This window comes from Bradyrhizobium sp. CCGUVB23, assembly GCF_024199885.1.
Classification (GTDB): Bacteria; Pseudomonadota; Alphaproteobacteria; order Rhizobiales; family Xanthobacteraceae; genus Bradyrhizobium.
On record NZ_JANADQ010000001.1, the window covers coordinates 1293706 to 1311714 of the forward strand.

Sequence of the window (18009 nt, forward strand, 5' to 3'; positions counted from 1 at the left end):
AAAAACGATCCTCTTTCAGCTTCCCCGCCGTCCCGTCGCGCAGCTCACCTGCACTTTCGGAATGACTCCGGCCTTGCGCGGTGTGTGGCGATGCACAACTGTGCCCTACCTGTCACCGCTGGAAAACATTCCCATGAGCCGTCCGACCAAATTGTATGAGCCCTATCAGCTTGGCCCGATCTCGCTGGCCAACCGCTTCGTGATGGCGCCCCTGACGCGCAATCGCGCAGCGCCCGGGACTTTCGTGCCGAGCCCGCTTGCGGCCGACTACTACGCGCAGCGCGCCTCCGCCGGACTCCTCGTCACCGAAGCAAGCCAGATCTCCCAGCAGGGCCAGGGCTATCAGGATACGCCTGGCATCTACTCGAAAGACCAGGTCGCCGGCTGGCGCAAGGTCACCGATCGCGTGCATGAGCGCGGCGGGCGCATCTTCATCCAGCTCTGGCATGTCGGGCGCATCTCGCACAACGCGCTTCAGGCCAATGGCGGCGCGCCGGTCGCTCCCAGCGCGATCCGCGCCAAGGGCAAGACCTTCGTCAACGGCACCTTCGCCGACGTCTCCGAGCCGCGCGCACTCGAGCTTGCCGAAATTCCAGGGATCATCGACGATTTCAAGCGCGTCACGCGCAACGCGCTCGAGGCCGGCTTTGACGGTGTCGAGATCCACGGCGCCAACGGCTATCTGCTCGACCAGTTTGCGAAAGACGGCGCCAACAAGCGCACCGATGCCTACGGCGGCTCGATCGAGAACCGTGCCAGGCTGATGCTGGAGGTGTCAAAGGCGGTTGCCGCCGAAGCGGGCGCCGACCGTACCGGCATCCGGATCTCGCCGGTGACGCCGGCGAACGACATCTCCGACTCGAATCCGCAAGCGCTGTTCGACCACATCGTCGACGGGCTCAATGCGCTCAAGCTCGTCTATCTGCATGTCGTGGAAGGCGCGACCGGCGGCCCGCGCGATTTCGCGCCGTTCGACTATGCTGACCTGCGCAAGCGCTTCTCCGGCGCCTACATCGCCAACAATGGCTACGATTTCGAGCTGGCGACGAAGGTGCTCGATGCCGGCGCTGCTGACCTCATCGCGTTCGGCAAGCCCTTCATCTCCAACCCCGACCTGGTCGAGCGCTTGCAGAAAGGCGCGCCACTCAACGAATGGGACAAGAACACCTTCTACGGCGGCGGCGCCAGGGGCTACACGGACTATCCGACGCTGGAGGCTGCCGACGCGGCGGAGTAGATCCGCATCTCAGCTCGTCATGCCCCGCGAAGGCGGGGCATCCAGTAGCCACCGGCGGCGAGATTCAACCGATAGGCCGCGGCGTGCTGGATCGTCCGCCTTCGCGGACGATGACTTCCGAGAAAACCGTGAGCGCAACAAGTGCGGAAGGCCGGGATCGCGCCCGGCCTTTTGTCTTATCGAAGCATCGCCCGTAATTCTGCCACGCGCTCCGCGCCCAAAAACGCCATCGCCGTGTCCATCTCGCCGATGATCATCCGCAAGACCGCTTCCGCACCCTCCTCGCCGCCGGCGGCGAGGCCCCAGAGCGGCAAGCGGCCGAGGAGAACGGCCTCGGCGCCGAGCGCGAGATATTTCAACACGTCCGTGCCGCGGCGGACGCCGCTGTCGGCGAGCACCGTCAGTCGTCCCTTCACGGCATCCGCGATAGCCTGAATGCACTCCGCCGGTGCAGGCAGGCAATCGAGATTGCGTCCGCCATGGGCGGAAACCACGATTGCCTCACAACCGAGTCCGGCCGCGGTCTCCGCATCCTTGGCGGCCAAGACGCCCTTGATGATCAGCTTGCCCGGCCAGATCTGGCGCAGCCAGCGCACGTCGTCCCAGTTGAGACGATGGTCGAGCCACACGGCCTCAGCAATGCTTGGCCGGGTAATCGCCGTGCGGTACTCGTCCGGATAATGTCCATAGGTCGGCATGCCTTCGCTCAGGAGATAGCGCGCGAGAACACCGACGAGCCAGCGCGGATGCAGTGCGACGTCGACCGTGCTGCGCAGGCTGGGCACCAACGGAATGCCGAAGCCGTTGCGCTTGTTGTACTCGCGGTTGGGTGAGACCGACGTATCGGCCGTGACGACCAGGGTCTCGCAGCCGCAGGCGCGGGCGCGCTCCAGAAGTCTTGCCGTCAGTGCCCGGTCGCGCCAGACATAGAGCTGAAACCACAGCGTCGCATCGGGCGCGCCGCGCCGGATGGTTTCGACCGTCGTCACCGATTGCGTCGAGATACAGACGGGGATGCCGACGCGCGAGGCCGCGCGCGCCAGTTTGGTCTCGCCATCATGCGCGACAAGACCGGCGAGCGCGGTCGGCGCCACGACCAGGGGTGCTGCGAGGTGCTGTCCAAGAAGCGTCGCGTCGAACGATCGCCCGTCGTGCCCGGTCAGCACCGACGGCATGAGCGTGATCTCGTCGAGCGAGGCGCGCAGGCGCCTCAGCGCGACCTCATCCTCCGTGCCGCGATCGATATAGTCGAACAAGCCGCGCGGCAGGAACTTTTGCGCACGGCTGCGGTAGTCGTCGGCATTCAGCAGCATCCGCATCAGGCGGCGTAGCGGTTGAATTTCGACTTCGAGATCGAGGTCGCGGCGACATGGACATGCTGCACGAGCTCGGCCTCGGCGCGCTCCTTGGTCCAGCGCGTGGTCGGCACGGAGATGTTGACCGCGGCGACCGCGCGGCCGTGCTCGTCGATGATCGGCGCCGCGACGGAAATGTCACCCATGACGCTTTGGTTGATCTGGATCGAGTAGCCGCGCGTGGCGGCGACGCGCACCTGCTCCAGAAGCTTATCTGGATCTGTAATCGTATACGGCGTAAGGGGCTCGAGTTGCGTACGCTTCAACAGATCCTGCCGCATCTCCTCAGGAAGAGCCGACAGGATGGCTATGCCGGACGCCGTGAAATAGGCCGGCAACCGGCTTCCGATCACGAAATCGATGTGGATGAGGTGCCGGCCGGGAAAGCGTGCCACGAACACGACCTCGTGGCCGTCGAGCTCGTGCAGGTTGCAGGTCTCGCCGAGATTACGGCTCATGTCGAGAAGATAGGGCGAGGCCTTGTCGATAAGTTCGTTGGCCTTGAGATAGCTGTGAGAGAACTGCAGCACCTTCGAGGTCAGCCCGTAATTGCGCGTGCCCTCGATGCGCTTGAGATAGCCGAGCGTCTCCAGCGTATAGACCAGGCGCTGGGTGGCGCTGCGGTCGAGATTGGCCGCGCGCGCGATGTCGGCGAGCGTCATGAAGCGTCGCGGGCCATCGAAGGCGTGCAGGACCTGAAAGGCCTTCTCGGTCGAGCCGACGAACAGCGACGAGCGCGCCAGCTCGGCGCTCTTTCCGGCGCTTTTCCGAGTGCTCCTGGCCTTGCGCACCGTCTTCGTGCCGCCCTCGCCGCTACGCGTCATCTGCCATTCCCTTGCCTCACGCAACCCCTTCCGAGATCGCCAATTGCTTGCCGAGCTCGGCCCGGAATGCCGAGACCAGCGCCGGCGCCGGCTGCACCAGCGGCGCCAGCATCCGTGGCGCGTCGACGCCGACCATGTCCATCACCGCCTTCATCGGCCCCGGATTGGTCTCGGCAAACGCCATGTTCATGAACGGGATCAGACGGCGATGCAGGCTCAGTGCCTCGGCCGTCCGACCAGCAATCGCCGTCTCGTAAATCTGTCGCCACGCGCGCGGCAACAGGCAGGCGGTGACGACGATGCCGCCCGTCGCGCCCCCCGCAAGATGCAGCGGGAACAGGCTGTCCTCGCCGCTGAGCACTGCAAAGCTGTCGTCGACGCCGGCCACGACCTGAAGGAAATGGTACATGTCGAGATTACAGGCCTTCATGCCGATGATGTTGGGATGCTTCGACAGCTCATGCAAAATCCTGGGCTCGATCGCGATCCGGGTGCGGTAGGGAATCTCGTAGATCAGGACGGGCACGGGCGAGGCATCGGCATAGCGCAGGAAATAGTCGCGAATGCCGGTCTGAGTCGGATTGGTATAATATGGCGTAAGGACCAGGAGGCCGTCCACGCCCTCGGCGGCGAATTCCTTGCCCGCCTGAAGAGCGTCGTGGAAGCCGGTGTCGAGCACGCCGGCGATCACAGGCCCCCTGCCCGCCATGGCCTTCACCGACAGGCCCGCCATCCGGATGCGCTCGGCGCGCGCGAGTGCACCATATTCGCCGGTGCCGCCGAGCGGCACCACGCCGTCGATGCCCTGCTTGAGCAGCCAGGCAAACAGCGCCGAGACCGCCTGGGCGTCGATCGTGTCGTCGGCCTTCACCGGGGTCGGAATGGCGGGGAGCAGGCCGCGAAGACGATTTGCAGTGAGCATGACGAGAACCTCTGGTTAGAACGCGGGATGACTACCTTGCGGCAGCGCGCCGACGCAGGCGTTCGGCGACGAAGATCAAGAGACCCATGAAGATGAACAGGCAGGTTGAGACGGCGGCGATCACGGGCGAGACCTGAAGCGTCACCTCGTCCCAGAACTGCTTCGGCAGCGTGGCGTTAAGCCCGCCGGTCGCGAACAACGCGATGGTGAGCTCGTCGAACGAGGTCGCGAAGGCGAACAGGAACGAGGAGAACATGCCCGCGCCGAGGATCGGAAAGGTGATGTGGCGCAGCGTCGCAAAGGGGCGCGCGCCAAGGCTTTGCGCGGCATGGTCGAGCCGCGTGTCGTAGTTGCGCAGCACGGCCATCATGGTCATGACGACGTAGGGCACCGCGACGACGGTATGTCCGAGAATGAGGCCAAAGGCGCTGCCGACGAGGCCCATGCTCGCGAACACGTAGAACATGCCGACCGCAATGATCATGCGCGGCACGACGATCGGCGACAGGATGAAGGCGAGCCAGGCGGCCTTGCCGGGGATGTTGCTCCTCACCAGCAGAAACGCCGCCGGCGTTCCAATCAGCATGGCGAGCGCACCCGTCCCCAGACCAACCAGCAGCGAGCGCAGGAACGCCTGGGTCCATACCGGCGAATGCAGCACGGTTTCATACCAATGCAGCGTAAATCCCTGCGGCGGCCAGTTCAGGCCGCCGGTGCCGAACGACAGCGGGATCATCAGGAGCGTCGGCGCGCTGATGATGATCAGCATGGTCCAGACGAAGGCCTGCAAGCCGAGGCCCGCCTGATCCGGATTGCGGTCGCGACGGCGCGACGGCAGCGCGAGAATGATGCGATCGGAGATCATGCCGAGCAGCGTCAGCACGGCATCGCCGATCCTCTGGACAGGCCCGGCGAGGCGCGAGGGCGCCGCGCTGCGCGGCGCTGCCGCGCCCGTCATCGTCGACAGGCCGAGCAGCCGGTCGTAGGCCGCAAAGACGATGAGCACGACGATCAGAAGCAGCACGGAGATTGCACCGGCAAATCCCCAGTTCAGGGTCTGCTGGACCTGGTCGATGATCAATTGCGTGATCATGGTCTCGCGGCGTCCGCCGAGCAGCGCCGGCACGATGAAGAAGCCGATCGCGGTGACGAATACCATGATGCCAGCCGCGGCGACGCCGGGTAGCGAGAGCGGAAAATAGATCTTCCAGAACGCCATGCCCGGCCGCGCCCCGAGCGTCGCCGCCGCGCGCGGCAGGTTGCGGTCGATGTTCTCCATCACAGAGAGCATGGTCAGCACGGCAAGCGGCAGCAGCGCGTTCACCATGCCGACGAGGACGCTGCCGAAATTATAGAGCAGGCTCGCCGGGCTCGAGATGATGCCGAGCGACAGCAGGAGCTTGTTGATGACGCCGTTGCGCCCGAGTAGCACGATCCAGGCAAAGGCGCGCACCAGAAAACTGGTCCAGAACGACAGCAGCACCCAGAACAGCAGCGTCGCCTTACGTTCCTTGCCGACGACGGAAATCAGATAGGCGATCGGGTAGCCGGTGACGACGCACACCAGCGTCGTCACCAGCGAGATCTTCAGCGTGATGAGGAGGACATCGATATAGACCGATGAGGCGAAGAGCTGGCGGTACGGCGCAAGCGTGAATCCGCTGTCGTTGTGGATGCTGAGCAGCAGCAACTGGCCGACGGGGTAGACCAGGAAGAGGACGAGCAGCAGGACGAGCGGGCCCCCCATCGCGGCCCAGGTCCAGGCCTGCGACCGGGCGCGAGAGCGCGTCGCGGTCCGGAGCTGTCCCGACTCGATCGCAGGCGCTTTGGCCAATGCCATGGCGTCAGTGTCCCCTGCCGTCGCGGATCGCCACGGCATCCGCGGAATTCCAGCCGAGCGAAACGCGTTGGCCGATCTCGTAAGGCGCTGCGCTCGCTCGCGTCGGATAGGCCGCGACGAGCTGCGGCATGTCGGCCTTTTCGGGCGCGATGTAGAGCCGCGTCATGCTGCCGCTGATCATCACGTCGACCAGCCTGCCGGTGAGCTTGCCGTCCGCCGCGTCCGCCACATGAAGGTTCTGGGGCCGGACCATGAGCTTGATCGGCTCGCCGGCCGTGAAGCTCGCGCCGTTGCCGACCGCGCGCGACGGCGCCGTCTGGTCGGCCAGCACGATGTCGAGCCCCTGCGCATCGACCTGCCGCACCGTTGCGCTGAGCAGGTTGGACTCGCCGAGAAAGTCCGCGACGAAGACCGATTGCGGCCGGAAGTAGAGATCCTCCGGCGTGCCGAGCTGCTCGATTGCGCCTGCGTTCATCAGGCAGATGCGATCGGACATCGTCATCGCCTCCTCCTGGTCGTGGGTGACGTAGATGATCGTGGTGAGGAGCTCGCGATGGATGCGCTTGATCTCGAGCTGCATCTGGTCGCGCAGCTTCTTGTCGAGCGCGCCGAGCGGCTCGTCCATCAGGATGATCGCCGGCCGGTAAACGATACAGCGCGCGAGCGCAATGCGCTGCTGCTGGCCGCCCGAGAGCTCGCGCGGATAGCGTTTTGCGACATGCGGCAGGCGAACCGTCTCCAGCGCCTCCGCCGTGCGCCGGCGCGCGTCGGCGTCGGCGACCTTCCGCATCTTCAGCGGAAACGCGATGTTGTCCTCCACCGTCATGTGAGGAAACAGCGCGTAGTTCTGGAACACGACGCCGATGTCCCGGTCATAGGCCGGGCTGTGCGTCACATCGGCATCGTCGACCAGGATCTGACCTTCGTCCGGATGCGCGAGCCCCGCGATCAGGCTGAGCAGCGTCGTCTTGCCCGACCCCGAAGGGCCGAGCAGCGTGAGGAATTCCCCCTTCGCGACATCGAGACTGGTCGGCGCCAGCGCAACGAAGTCGCCATAACGCTTGGTAAGGCCTTTGACGCGCAAGCTCGACGAGGTCATGCCCTGCTCCAATCGCGAGGCTCAAGCCAGGATCCAGCTATTGAAGCGCTCGATGACAGCGGCCTGGTTGTCGTACCAGAACTTCGCATCGATCTTCAGGCCCGCCTTGATGTTGTCCGGATAGGTCGGACAGTTCTTGGCGAGCTCCGGCTTGACGTAGTTGAAGGCCTCCGGCTGCGTGAGACCGGCGGGGAAATACTCCATCAGCGCCGCCTGGCGCTTCGGATCGGAGGCGAACTTGATGAACTCGCGGCAGGCATCCGCGTTCGGCGTGCCGGCGAGGATCGACCAGTTGTCGCCGCCCCAGATACCCTGATTCCAGACGATCTCGACCGGTGCGCCGGCCGCCTGCGCGGCCTGGGGACGCGACACCCAGGTCGGCAGCAGATCGATCTCGCCCGAGGTCAGCATCTGCTCGACCTGCGCGCCGCTGGTCCACCACACCGCGACGGAAGACTTGATCTTGTCGAGCGAGGCGAACGCCTTGTTCAAGTCGCACGGATAGACCTGCGCGGTCGGCACGCCGGCGCCCATCAAGGCCTCCTCGATGGTGTCGAACGGATGCTTGCGCACGGCGCGGCGTCCCGGAAACTCCGCCACGTTCCAGAAGTCGGCCCAGGACTGCGGCGCCTTGCGGCCCTTGAAGGCGTCCGTGCGGTAGGCCAGCACGGTGGTGTAGACGTTGGTGCCGACGCCGTAGGGCGACATGAATTCGGCGGGGATCGACTTGATGACGGGCTCGGATTCGAGGCCGTGCTTTTCGAGATATTGCTTGCTGCCGGTGGTCAAGAGCAGGATCGCGGGCCAGCTAATCTTGGCCATGTCCCAGGTGTAGTTCTTGGTATCGACCATGGTCTTGATCTGCGCGACCGGCTCGGCATTGGCCTGCACCCCGACCACCTCGATGCCGGTCGCTTCGGTGAACGGACGGTAGAACACCGCACCATAGGCCTTGGTGTAGATGCCGCCGTCGTCGCGCACCACGATGCGCCTGCCCGCGGCGCGGGACGGCGACCAGATCGAAGGTGCAGCCAGTGCGACGGCGCCGGCACCTGCGCCGAGCAGCAGGCGGCGGCGGGAGGCGATGATCTTCGGAAGATGCGTCATGGTCAGTCCCCTCTATGCGATGTTGCGATGGATGGTGAAGAAACGTGCGCGTCCGCAGATGGCGGCGGCAGAACCTGGCCGGGATTGAAGAGCCCACTCGGGTCGAAGGCCTGCTTCACGGCGCGCATCAGCGCGAGTTCGACCGGCGGCTTGTAGCGGGTCATCTGCTCCATCAACGTGCGGCCGACGCCGTGCTCGGCACTGAAAGTGCCGCGGAGCGATGCCGCAACATCGTTGACCGCATGGCGGACGCGTTCCCCGACCGCGTCGCGGTCCGGCAGGGCATCCCATTCGGCAAAGCCAAAGAAGGGAATGAGGTGGATGTTGCCATCGCCCATATGGCCGACGACCACAAACGGCAGATCCGGAATGATCGCGTGCACCGCGCTCATTGCCTGCGCGATGAAAGCGGGCACCGCTGACACCGGAACGGCGCTGTCCGACGTCAGCCCAACGCCCGCCTTCTTGTTGGCTTCCGACACGCTGTGACGCACCAGCCACATCGCCTTGCGCTGGGCTTCACTCGCGGCGACGACGCCGTCGCTGATCAAGCCGGCCTCGAACGCGCGCTCGAGCACCGCCTGCATGGTGGCGTTGAGCGCCCCCGCATCGCCGGTGTCGGACAGTTCGACGAGGACATGCCAGCTATCGACTTGCGCGACCGGGCAACGGCGGCCCGGCACCTGTTCAAGGACAAGCTGGATCTGTTTGGCGTTCATCAGTTCGAAAGCGGAAAGCCGCGAATTGCAAGAAGCCTGCAACAGGCCGAGCACGTCGAGCGCCTGCTGCGGACTGTCGACCGCGAGCCAGGCGACGGCCTCGGCGGTCGGCAGCGAATGCAACTTCAGCACCGCGCCGGTGATGATGCCGAGCGTGCCTTCGGAGCCGATGAAGAGATGCTTGAGGTCGTAGCCGGTGTTGTTCTTGCGCAGCACATAGAGGCCGTCCCAGATCGCGCCGTCCGGCAGCACGACCTCGAGACCGAGCACGTTGTCACGCGTATTGCCATAGCGCAGCACGCCGGTGCCGCCGGCATTGGTGGCGATGTTGCCGCCGATCTGGCAGGAGCCCTCGGCGCCGAGGCTCACCGGATAGAGCCGCCCGCTGGCTGCCGCGGTCTCCTGGATCGTGGCCAGTACGCAGCCGGCATCGACCACCATGGTGTTGTTGACGGGATCGATCGACCTGATCCGCCGCATGCGCGTCAGCGCGATGATGACCGGCGGCTTGCCCTGCCCGGTCGGCGTCGCGGCACCGCACAGGCTGGTGTTGCCGCCCTGTGGCAGCACGGGCGTGCCGCTCTCGACGCAGAGGCGAACGATGGAAGCGACCTGCTCGGTCGTGGACGGCAGAACGGCGCAGAGCGCCGGCGCACGATAACGACCGCGCCAATCCTCGGTGAGGCCCGCAAGATCCTCCTCGCGAACAAGCACGGCCGTGTCGCCCAGCAAGCGCTTGAACGCCTCGATCAATGCCATCAACCGGCCTCCCGGATGGGACCGCCAGTGGCCCCGACCGCCTGTTTGATCTTAATTGCTATGCGATTATTTCAATCGCATTATGCTGATCATGGATTTGAGGCCGGGCGGAGTCAAGCGGGTGTCGATCGATGCGCCGCGATGGAGACAGTGCTGGCGTCCGCCAGGACGACGTTGAGGATACTCGGCGCTTCAACACACGCCGTCATTGCGAGGAGCGAAGCGACGAAGCAATCCAGACTGCTGCGGCGGATGCATTTCTGGATTGCTTCGCTTCGCTCGCAATGACGATGTGGAGGCGGTGTACTTGTACAGCGCAAAAGAAAAAGGCCGGGATCGCTCCCGGCCTTTCATGTTGGATGACGTGATGCGCGAGGCTTACTTCACTTCCGCGCGCTTGGGCGGGGTGGCCGGCCACGACTTGATCAGCGTGTCGTAGTCGATCGTTTCGCCCTTCGGCTTCTCGTTGGCGAGCTTGCGCTGGGGCGCGATGGTGCCGTCCTTCTCGGCCTTCGCGAACCAGAACTCGGCCGACTCCTTCTTGTGGAGCTTCGGACCGCAGGCGCCCTGCACGCCGGACTTCTCAAGACGCTCCATGACGGCGTCCTGGGCAGCAGCGAGCGAGTCCATCGCGGCCTGCGCCGTCTTGGCACCCGACGACGCATCGCCGATGTTCTGCCACCAGAGCTGCGCGAGCTTCGGATAGTCAGGCACGTTGTTGCCGGTCGGGGTCCACTGCACGCGCGCGGGCGAGCGGTAGAACTCGATCAGACCGCCGAGCTTCGGCGCGCGCTCGGTGAACGACTTGTCCCAGATGTCGGATTCACGGATGAAGGTGAGACCGACATGGCTCTTCTTCAGCGACACCGACTTGGAGACGATGAACTGGAGATAGAGCCAGGCCGCCTTGCGGCGGTCAGCCGGGGTCGACTTCAGCAGCGTGAGCGAGCCGGCGTCCTGGTAGCCGAGCTTCATGCCTTCCTTCCAGTACGAGCCGTGCGGAGACGGAGCCATACGCCACTTCGGCGTACCGTCCGCGTTCATCACGGGAATGCCCGGCTTCACCATGTCGGCGGTGAAGGCGGTGTACCAGAAGATCTGCTGGGCGATGTTGCCCTGAGCCGGCACCGGACCCGACTCGGAGAAGGTCATGCCTTGCGCCTGCGGCGGGGCATACTTCTTCAGCCAGTCGAGATACTTCGAGATGGCGTAGACCGAGGCCGGACCGTTGGTGTCGCCACCGCGATCCACGCTCGAGCCGACCGGACGGCAGCCTTCCATGCGGATGCCCCATTCGTCGACCGGCAGACCGTTCGGAATGCCCTTGTCACCGTTGCCGGCCATCGAGAGCCAGGCGTCGGTGAAACGCCATCCGAGCGAGGGGTCCTTCTTGCCATAGTCCATATGGCCGTAGACCTTGACGCCGTTGATCTCCTTGATGTCGTTGGTGAAGAACTCGGCGATGTCCTCATATGCGGACCAGTTCACGGGCACGCCGAGCTCGTAGCCGTACTTGGCCTTGAACTTGGCCTTGTAGTCGGGGTTGGTGAACCAGTCGTAGCGGAACCAGTAGAGGTTCGCGAACTGCTGGTCGGGCAACTGATAGAGCTTGCCGTCCGGCGCCGTGCCGAACGACTTGCCGATGAAGTCGTTGACGTCGAGCATCGGATCGGTGACGTCCTTGCCTTCGCCGGTCATGTAATCCGACAGCACGATGGTCTGGCCGTAGCGGAAATGCGTGCCGATCAGGTCGGAGTCGTTGATCCAGCCGTCGTACACGTTCTTGCCCGACTGCATCTGGGTCTGCAGCTTCTCGACGACGTCACCTTCCTGGATGATGTCGTGCTTGAGCTTGATGCCGGTGAGTTCGGTGAACGCCTTGGCGAGCGTCTGCGACTCGTATTCGTGAGTCGTGATCGTCTCCGAGACGACGTTGATCTCCATGCCCTTGAAGGGTTCGGCGGCCTTGGCGAACCACTCGAGCTCCTTCTTCTGGTCGTCCTTCGACAGCGTTGAGGGCTGGAATTCCGCGATCCACTTCTGGATCGTGGCGTCATCGGCGGCGCGAACCGGCGCCGAGGTCGCGAATGCAGCCGCAATGATAGCTGCGGCACTAGATACCGTCAGAAAGCTGATCTTGGTCAATGGACCTTTCCTTCTCCTAAACTGTCGCATGTTGTTCCTCCGTTGCAGCGACAAACTCTAACAGGCCCGGGTTGACCCCGGATCTGGTCTTCTTCGCGAGCTTCAGACCGTGCGGAATATGAGCGCGGCCGTGACAAGCGAAATTCCTGATGCGAGCCACAGGCTCGACAGTTCAAAACCCTCCTCGCCGATCGGCAGCGTGCCGATCGTGTCGGTGCCGACGAGGCCGATCCACGCGAGATGGATGACGGCAGCCGCGATCAGCGAGATGAACAGGCGATCGCCGCGCGTGGTCGGAATGCGCAGGACCCCGACGCGCTCCGCCTCGGGATAGACCGCGGCGAGACACGTCATCACCGCAAGCGTGCAGGCGAGCGCGGCGAAGAAGATCGCGGTTGGTATCGTCCAGGCCATCCATGCGATGGATTCCATGGTCGCCTCCTTACACCCGGCCGAGCGCGAAACCACGCGCGATATAGTTGCGGACGAACCAGATCACGAGCGCGCCCGGAATGATGGTGAGCACGCCGGCGGCAGCCAGCAGCCCCCAGTCCATGCCGGCCGCGGACACCGTGCGCGTCATGATCGCCGCGATGGGCTTTGCCTGCACCGAGGTCAGCGTGCGCGCGAGCAGGAGCTCGACCCAGGAGAACATGAAGCAGAAGAAAGCGGCGACGCCGATGCCGCTTGCGATCAGCGGGATCAGGATCTTCACGAAGAATCGCGGGAAGGAATAGCCGTCGAGGAACGCCGTCTCGTCGATCTCGCGCGGCACGCCGGACACGAAGCCTTCGAGGATCCACACCGCGAGCGGCACGTTGAAGATGCAGTGCGCGAGCGCAACCGCCCACGGCGTATCGAACAGGCCGATCGCCGAATAGAGGTTGAAGAACGGCAGCGCGTAGACCGCAGCAGGCGCCATGCGGTTCGACAACAGCCAGAAGAACAGGTGCTTGTCGCCGAGGAACCGATAGCGCGAGAAGGCGTAGGCCGCCGGCAAGGCCACGGTAATCGAGATGATGGTGTTCAGGACGACGTATTCCAGCGAGTTGATGTAGCCGGAATACCAGCTCTCGTCGGTGAAGATGCGCTTGTAGTGCTGCAGCGTCGGAGTGTGCGGCCACAGCGTCATCGTCGACACGATCTCGCTGTTGGTCTTGAAGCTCATGTTGACGAGCCAGTAGATCGGCAACAGCAGGAAGATCAGGAACAGCGCCATGATGACGCGTCGGCCGGGGATCGAGTGCATCAGGCCACTCCTTCCTTGGGCTGAAGCGCATGCGCGGGCTGGAGCGCACCGGCGGGCTTGAGCTCCGCCGCAGGCTCTTTCTCCGCCTGCGTCTTGCGCTCGACGCCGGCATTGGTCATCACGGTGTAGAACACCCAGCAGACGATCAGGATGATCAGGTTGTAGACCAGCGACAGGGCCGCGGCCTTGCCGAGATCGAACTGGCCGAGTGCGATCTTGACGAGCTCGATCGAGACGAAGGTCGTAGAGTTGCCAGGACCGCCGCCGGTGACGACGAACGGCTCGGTGTAGATCATGAAGCTGTCCATGAAGCGCAGCAGCACCGCGATCAGCAGCACGCGATTCATCTTCGGGAGCTGGATCGCGGTGAACACCGCCCAGCGCGAGGCGCCGTCGATCTGCGCCGCCTGGTAATAGGCGTCGGGGATCGACTTCAGGCCGGCATAGCACAGAAGCGCAACCAGGCTCGTCCAGTGCCAGACGTCCATGACGATGACGGTGACCCAGGCGTCAATTTCGTTCGACACGTAGTTGTAGTTGATGCCGAGACTGTTCAGCGTGTAGCCGAGCAGGCCGATGTCGGGCCGGCCGAAGATCTGCCAGATCGTGCCGACGACGTTCCACGGAATCAGCAGCGGGAGGGCGAGGATCACGAGGCAGGCCGCCACCGTCCAGCCCTCGCGCGGCATCGACAGCGCGATGACGATGCCGAGCGGCACCTCGATCGCGAGGATCACCAGCGAGAAGAACAGGTTGCGGCCGAGCGAGGCCAGGAAGCGGCCGCCGAGGTCGGTCGAGGGGTCGAGCAGCTCCTTGAACCAGCCGACGCCGTTCCAGAAGAACTGGTTGTTGCCGAAGGTGTCCTGCATCGAATAGTTCACCACCGTCATCAGCGGGATCACCGCGGAGAAGGCGACGACCAGGAACACCGGCAGGACCAGGAACCAGGCTTTTTGATTAATGGTCTTGTCCATCAGGCGGCTCCTTCCACCAGAAGGCTGTCCGCATAGACGTGGACATGCGACGGATCGAATTTCAGTCCGGCGCAGCCGTCGGAGCTGGTGAAACCGCCCGGCGCGCGGGCAGCGAGCTTGGCATCGCCGACGCGCACGCGGGCGAAGCGGATGCGGCCGAGATCATCGATCCGGTCGATCTTCGAGGTGAGCAGCCCGGGAGCCGGCGCGACCACGTCGACGAATTCCGGCCGCACCCCGATCTCGATCTTGGCCCCAGCGGGCAGATGGTCGTAGCTGCGGTTGAGCGCGATGACGTGGCCGTCGATCCGCGCCTCGCGGCCCTTCACCTCCGCAGGCATGATGTTCATGCCGGGCGAGCCGATGAAGTAACCGACGAAGGTATGCGCGGGCTTGTCGAACAGCTCCGCCGGTGTACCGCTCTGCACCACGCGGCCGTCATGCATCACCACCACGGTGTCGGCGAAGGTCAGCGCTTCGGTCTGGTCGTGGGTGACGTAGATCATCGTGAGATCGAGCTCGCGATGCAGCGCCTTCAGCTTCGAGCGCAGCTGCCACTTCAGCTCGGGATCGATCACCGTCAGCGGTTCGTCGAACAGCACGGCGGCGACGTCGTTGCGCACGAGGCCCCGGCCGAGCGAGATCTTCTGCTTGGCGTCGGCCGTGAGCCGCGTCGCCTTGCGGTTCAGATATGGCTCGAGGTCAAGCAGGCGGCCGATCTGGGTCACGCGCTTGTCGATATCGGCCTTGGGCACGCCGCGGTTCTTCAGCGGAAACGCGAGGTTCTCCCCCACCGTCATGGTGTCGTAGATCACCGGAAACTGGAACACCTGGGCGATGTTGCGCTTCTGGGTTGACAGCGGTGTGATGTCCTTGCCGTCGAACAGGATTTTTCCACGCGAGGGCGTGATGATGCCGGAGATGACGTTGAGCAGCGTGGTCTTGCCGCAGCCTGAGGGCCCGAGCAGCGCATAGGCGCCGCCTTGCCGCCAGGTCATGGTCACCGGCTTCAGCGCAAAGCTTTCGGCCGGCGCATCATTGCCGCCGTAGGAGTGCGCGAGATCGACGAGGTCAATGCGGGCCATGGCGCACCTCCCTCACGTATTTATGGAGCTGGGCGCGGCGACCAGGCGGTCGGCCGCGTCGAACACGAAGACATCCTGCGGATCGAGCACGGCATCGAGCGTCTGGCCGGGCTCGAACTCGTGCACGCCGTGCAGCACCGCAACCCAGTTCGATCCGTCGCGGGTCAAATGCACGAAACTCTCCGAACCGGTGATCTCGGTCACCGTCACTGTGGCGTGGAAGGCGTGGCGATCGGTCTGGCCATTGGCGAGCCCGAGCTGGTGGGCGCGGAAGCCGACGCGATAGGGTCCGTCGGCGAGTCCGGCGTAAAGGCCGGAGGCCGGCGCCAAGCTGCCGCCGGCATATGCGACCTGCCCGTTCTTCTTCTCGATGCCGACCAGATTGAGCGGCGGGTCCGAAAATACCTGCGCAACGCGGAGCGTCTGCGGGCGGCGGTAGACGTTGGAGGTCTCGCCCATCTGGAGCGCACGGCCCTCCCACATGCAGACGGTGTTGCCACCGAGCAGCAACGCTTCGGACGGCTCCGTTGTCGCATAGACGAAGATCGCACCCGAGGCCTCGAAGATGCGCGGCAGCTCGGCGCGCAGCTCCTCGCGGAGCTTGTAGTCGAGATTGGCGAGCGGCTCGTCGAGCAGCACGAGATCGGCGCCCTTCACAAGCGCGCGCGCGATCGCGGTGCGCTGCTGCTGGCCGCCGGAAAGCTGGAGCGGCGTGCGCTTCAGGAACGGCTCGAGCCGCAACAGCCTTGCGGCCTCCGCGACGCGCTTCTCGATTTCCTCGCGCGGCTTGCCCTGCACGCGCAGCGGCGAGGCAATGTTCTCATAGACCGTGAGCGAGGGGTAGTTGATGAACTGCTGGTAGACCATCGCCACCGAGCGCTGGCGCACGTCGATGCCGGTGACGTCCTTGCCGTTGACGAGCACCCTGCCCGTGGTCGGCTTGTCGAGGCCTGCGAGCAGCCGCATGATCGAGGTCTTGCCCGACAGCGTCGGCCCGAGCAGCACGTTGAGCGTGCCACCGTCGAGCGTCAGCGAGACGTCGCTGATGTGCGGAACGCCGTCCACGGAACGGCTGACGTGATCCAGTGTGACGGTCATGAGCGTCCTCCCGCTTCGAGCAGGGGACTTTGCGGCACGGCATGGCTGGCGATCCAGTCGTCAAGTGCCGCGATCTGATCGGCACTTAGTCGCAGGCCAAGCTTGGAGCGCCGCCAGACGATATCCTCGGCGGTCACCGCCCATTCGTTGTTCATGAGATAGCGCACCTCGCGTTCCGTCAGCGTGGCGCCGAAGGACTGGCCGAGATCGGCCGCCGACTTGGCGTCGCCGAGGAGCTTGATGGCGCGGGTTCCATAGGCCCGCGCCAGGCGGCGGGCATGCTCGACGGAGAGGAAGGGATAGCCGCGCTGGAGGTCCGCGATCAGCGCGTCGACCGCCGACACGTCCATGTCGCCGCCGGGCAGCGGCCATTTGCCGGTCCAGCCCTCGCGCGCCTTGGCGCTGCGCAAATAGGGCGCGAGACGCTCGAGCGCCTCCTCGGCAAGACGCCGGTAGGTCGTGATCTTGCCGCCATAGATCGACAGCAGCGGCGCGCCGCCGGGCGTGTCGAGCTCGAACACGTAATCGCGGGTCGCAGCCTTGGCTTCGCTGGCGCCATCGTCATAGAGCGGGCGCACGCCGGAATAGGTCCAGACGACGTCCTCAGCCTTCACGGGCTTGGCGAGATATTCGCTCGCGGCGGTGCAGAGATACTGGATCTCTTCGGCCGTCGCCTTCACCTTGGCGGGGTCGCCGTCATAATCGCGGTCGGTGGTGCCGATCAGCGTGAAATCGTCCTGGTAGGGAATGACGAAGATGATGCGGCCGTCCGCGTTCTGGAACATGTAGGCGCGGTCGTGGTCGTAGAGTTTTTTGACGACGATGTGCGAGCCCTGCACCAGGCGGACTTTTGCCTTCGCGTTCACGCCGGCGCCGCGCCCGAGCACGTCCTCGACCCAGGGACCGCCGGCATTGACCAGCGCGCGAGCGCGGATCGTCGAGCGCGCGCCGGTGATGGTATCAACCAGGCCGACGGTCCATACGCCGTCGGACTGGCGGATCTCGGTGGCGCGGGTGCGGGTGCGGATGTCGGCGCCCTTGTCGGCGGCATCGCGTGCATTGAGCACGACGAGGCGGGCGTCATCGACGAAGCAGTCGGAATATTCGAAAGCGCGCGAATAGCGGTTCGGGATCAGCGGACGGCCGACTTCGTCCTTGGTCAGATCGACCGAACGGGTTGCCGGCAACAGATGGCGGCCACCGATATGATCGTAGAGGAAAAGGCCCAGGCGGAGCAGCCAGGCCGGGCGCAGGCCGGCGTGATGCGGCAAAACGAAACGAAGGGGACGGATGATGTGGGGCGCGACGCCCCAGAGGATCTCGCGCTCGATCAACGCTTCGCGGACAAGGCGGAATTCGTAATATTCGAGATAGCGCAGGCCGCCGTGCACGAGCTTGGTCGACCAGGACGACGTCCCGCTAGCCAGGTCGTTCATTTCGCACAGGAAAACCGTGTTGCCCCGGCCGACCGCATCGCGCGCGATGCCGCAACCGTTAACACCGCCTCCAATGATGGCGAGGTCGAAAACACGCTCCAACTGACGCATCCCCCGGCGATCGCCCATTCGCTTAGGCGATTTTGCTTTCGCTTTCGAT

15 protein-coding genes are annotated in these 18009 nt (G+C 64.7%); 1 reads left to right on the forward strand and 14 read right to left on the reverse strand.

The annotated features are described in order from the left end of the window. The first annotated feature begins 133 nt into the window (after window positions 1-133). Window positions 134-1237 carry an alkene reductase gene (locus tag NLN62_RS06090; RefSeq protein ID WP_027522796.1) on the forward strand — a complete coding sequence of 368 codons (1104 nt, stop codon included), beginning with the start codon at window positions 134-136 and terminating at the stop codon, window positions 1235-1237. Window positions 1238-1413: 176 nt separating this feature from the next. Here NLN62_RS06090 and NLN62_RS06095 read toward each other — a convergent pair whose 3' ends face one another. The 14 genes from NLN62_RS06095 to glpD form a co-directional block, all read right to left on the reverse strand. Next, entirely contained in the window at window positions 1414-2556 is a 1143-nt protein-coding gene (locus NLN62_RS06095) for an alpha-hydroxy acid oxidase (protein ID WP_254107953.1), read from the reverse strand. Next, window positions 2556-3416, reverse strand: coding sequence for an IclR family transcriptional regulator (locus tag NLN62_RS06100; protein ID WP_027522794.1), 861 nt, complete (start codon window positions 3414-3416; stop codon window positions 2556-2558). The genes NLN62_RS06095 and NLN62_RS06100 overlap by 1 nt, the downstream gene beginning before the upstream one ends. Before the next feature lie 16 nt (window positions 3417-3432). Continuing rightward, the gene (gene dapA / locus NLN62_RS06105; protein WP_027522793.1) at window positions 3433-4338 is read right to left on the reverse strand and encodes a 4-hydroxy-tetrahydrodipicolinate synthase; all 906 of its coding nucleotides are present in this window, start codon (window positions 4336-4338) and stop codon (window positions 3433-3435) included. 31 nt (window positions 4339-4369) lie between these two features. Further along, the gene (locus NLN62_RS06110; protein ID WP_254107954.1) at window positions 4370-6178 is read right to left on the reverse strand and encodes an ABC transporter permease subunit; all 1809 of its coding nucleotides are present in this window, start codon (window positions 6176-6178) and stop codon (window positions 4370-4372) included. Window positions 6179-6182: 4 nt separating this feature from the next. Further along, complete coding sequence (locus NLN62_RS06115) at window positions 6183-7277, reverse strand: ABC transporter ATP-binding protein (protein WP_254107955.1); 1095 nt, start codon at window positions 7275-7277, stop codon at window positions 6183-6185. Between the two features lie 21 nt (window positions 7278-7298). Next, window positions 7299-8384 carry an ABC transporter substrate-binding protein gene (locus NLN62_RS06120; RefSeq protein ID WP_254107957.1) on the reverse strand — a complete coding sequence of 362 codons (1086 nt, stop codon included), beginning with the start codon at window positions 8382-8384 and terminating at the stop codon, window positions 7299-7301. A 2-nt stretch (window positions 8385-8386) separates the two neighbouring features. Beyond that, window positions 8387-9862, reverse strand: coding sequence for an FAD-binding oxidoreductase (locus tag NLN62_RS06125; protein WP_254107959.1), 1476 nt, complete (start codon window positions 9860-9862; stop codon window positions 8387-8389). A gap of 378 nt (window positions 9863-10240) precedes the next feature. Continuing rightward, complete coding sequence (locus tag NLN62_RS06130; RefSeq protein WP_035662217.1) at window positions 10241-12037, reverse strand: ABC transporter substrate-binding protein; 1797 nt, start codon at window positions 12035-12037, stop codon at window positions 10241-10243. A 72-nt stretch (window positions 12038-12109) separates the two neighbouring features. Continuing rightward, window positions 12110-12439 carry a DUF2160 domain-containing protein gene (locus tag NLN62_RS06135; RefSeq protein WP_254107961.1) on the reverse strand — a complete coding sequence of 110 codons (330 nt, stop codon included), beginning with the start codon at window positions 12437-12439 and terminating at the stop codon, window positions 12110-12112. A gap of 10 nt (window positions 12440-12449) precedes the next feature. Next, window positions 12450-13256, reverse strand: coding sequence for a carbohydrate ABC transporter permease (locus NLN62_RS06140; RefSeq protein WP_027522785.1), 807 nt, complete (start codon window positions 13254-13256; stop codon window positions 12450-12452). Further along, window positions 13256-14230 (reverse strand): carbohydrate ABC transporter permease, encoded by a 975-nt coding sequence (locus NLN62_RS06145; protein ID WP_027522784.1) that lies wholly within the window; start codon window positions 14228-14230, stop codon window positions 13256-13258. The genes NLN62_RS06140 and NLN62_RS06145 overlap by 1 nt, the downstream gene beginning before the upstream one ends. Further along, complete coding sequence (locus tag NLN62_RS06150) at window positions 14230-15315, reverse strand: ABC transporter ATP-binding protein (protein ID WP_254107963.1); 1086 nt, start codon at window positions 15313-15315, stop codon at window positions 14230-14232. The genes NLN62_RS06145 and NLN62_RS06150 overlap by 1 nt, the downstream gene beginning before the upstream one ends. A gap of 12 nt (window positions 15316-15327) precedes the next feature. Then, complete coding sequence (locus NLN62_RS06155) at window positions 15328-16413, reverse strand: ABC transporter ATP-binding protein (protein ID WP_027522782.1); 1086 nt, start codon at window positions 16411-16413, stop codon at window positions 15328-15330. Continuing rightward, window positions 16410-17960, reverse strand: a complete 1551-nt coding sequence (glpD, locus tag NLN62_RS06160; protein ID WP_027522781.1) for a glycerol-3-phosphate dehydrogenase — start codon at window positions 17958-17960, stop codon at window positions 16410-16412. Before glpD ends, NLN62_RS06155 begins: the two co-directional genes overlap by 4 nt. Window positions 17961-18009: the final 49 nt, after the last annotated feature.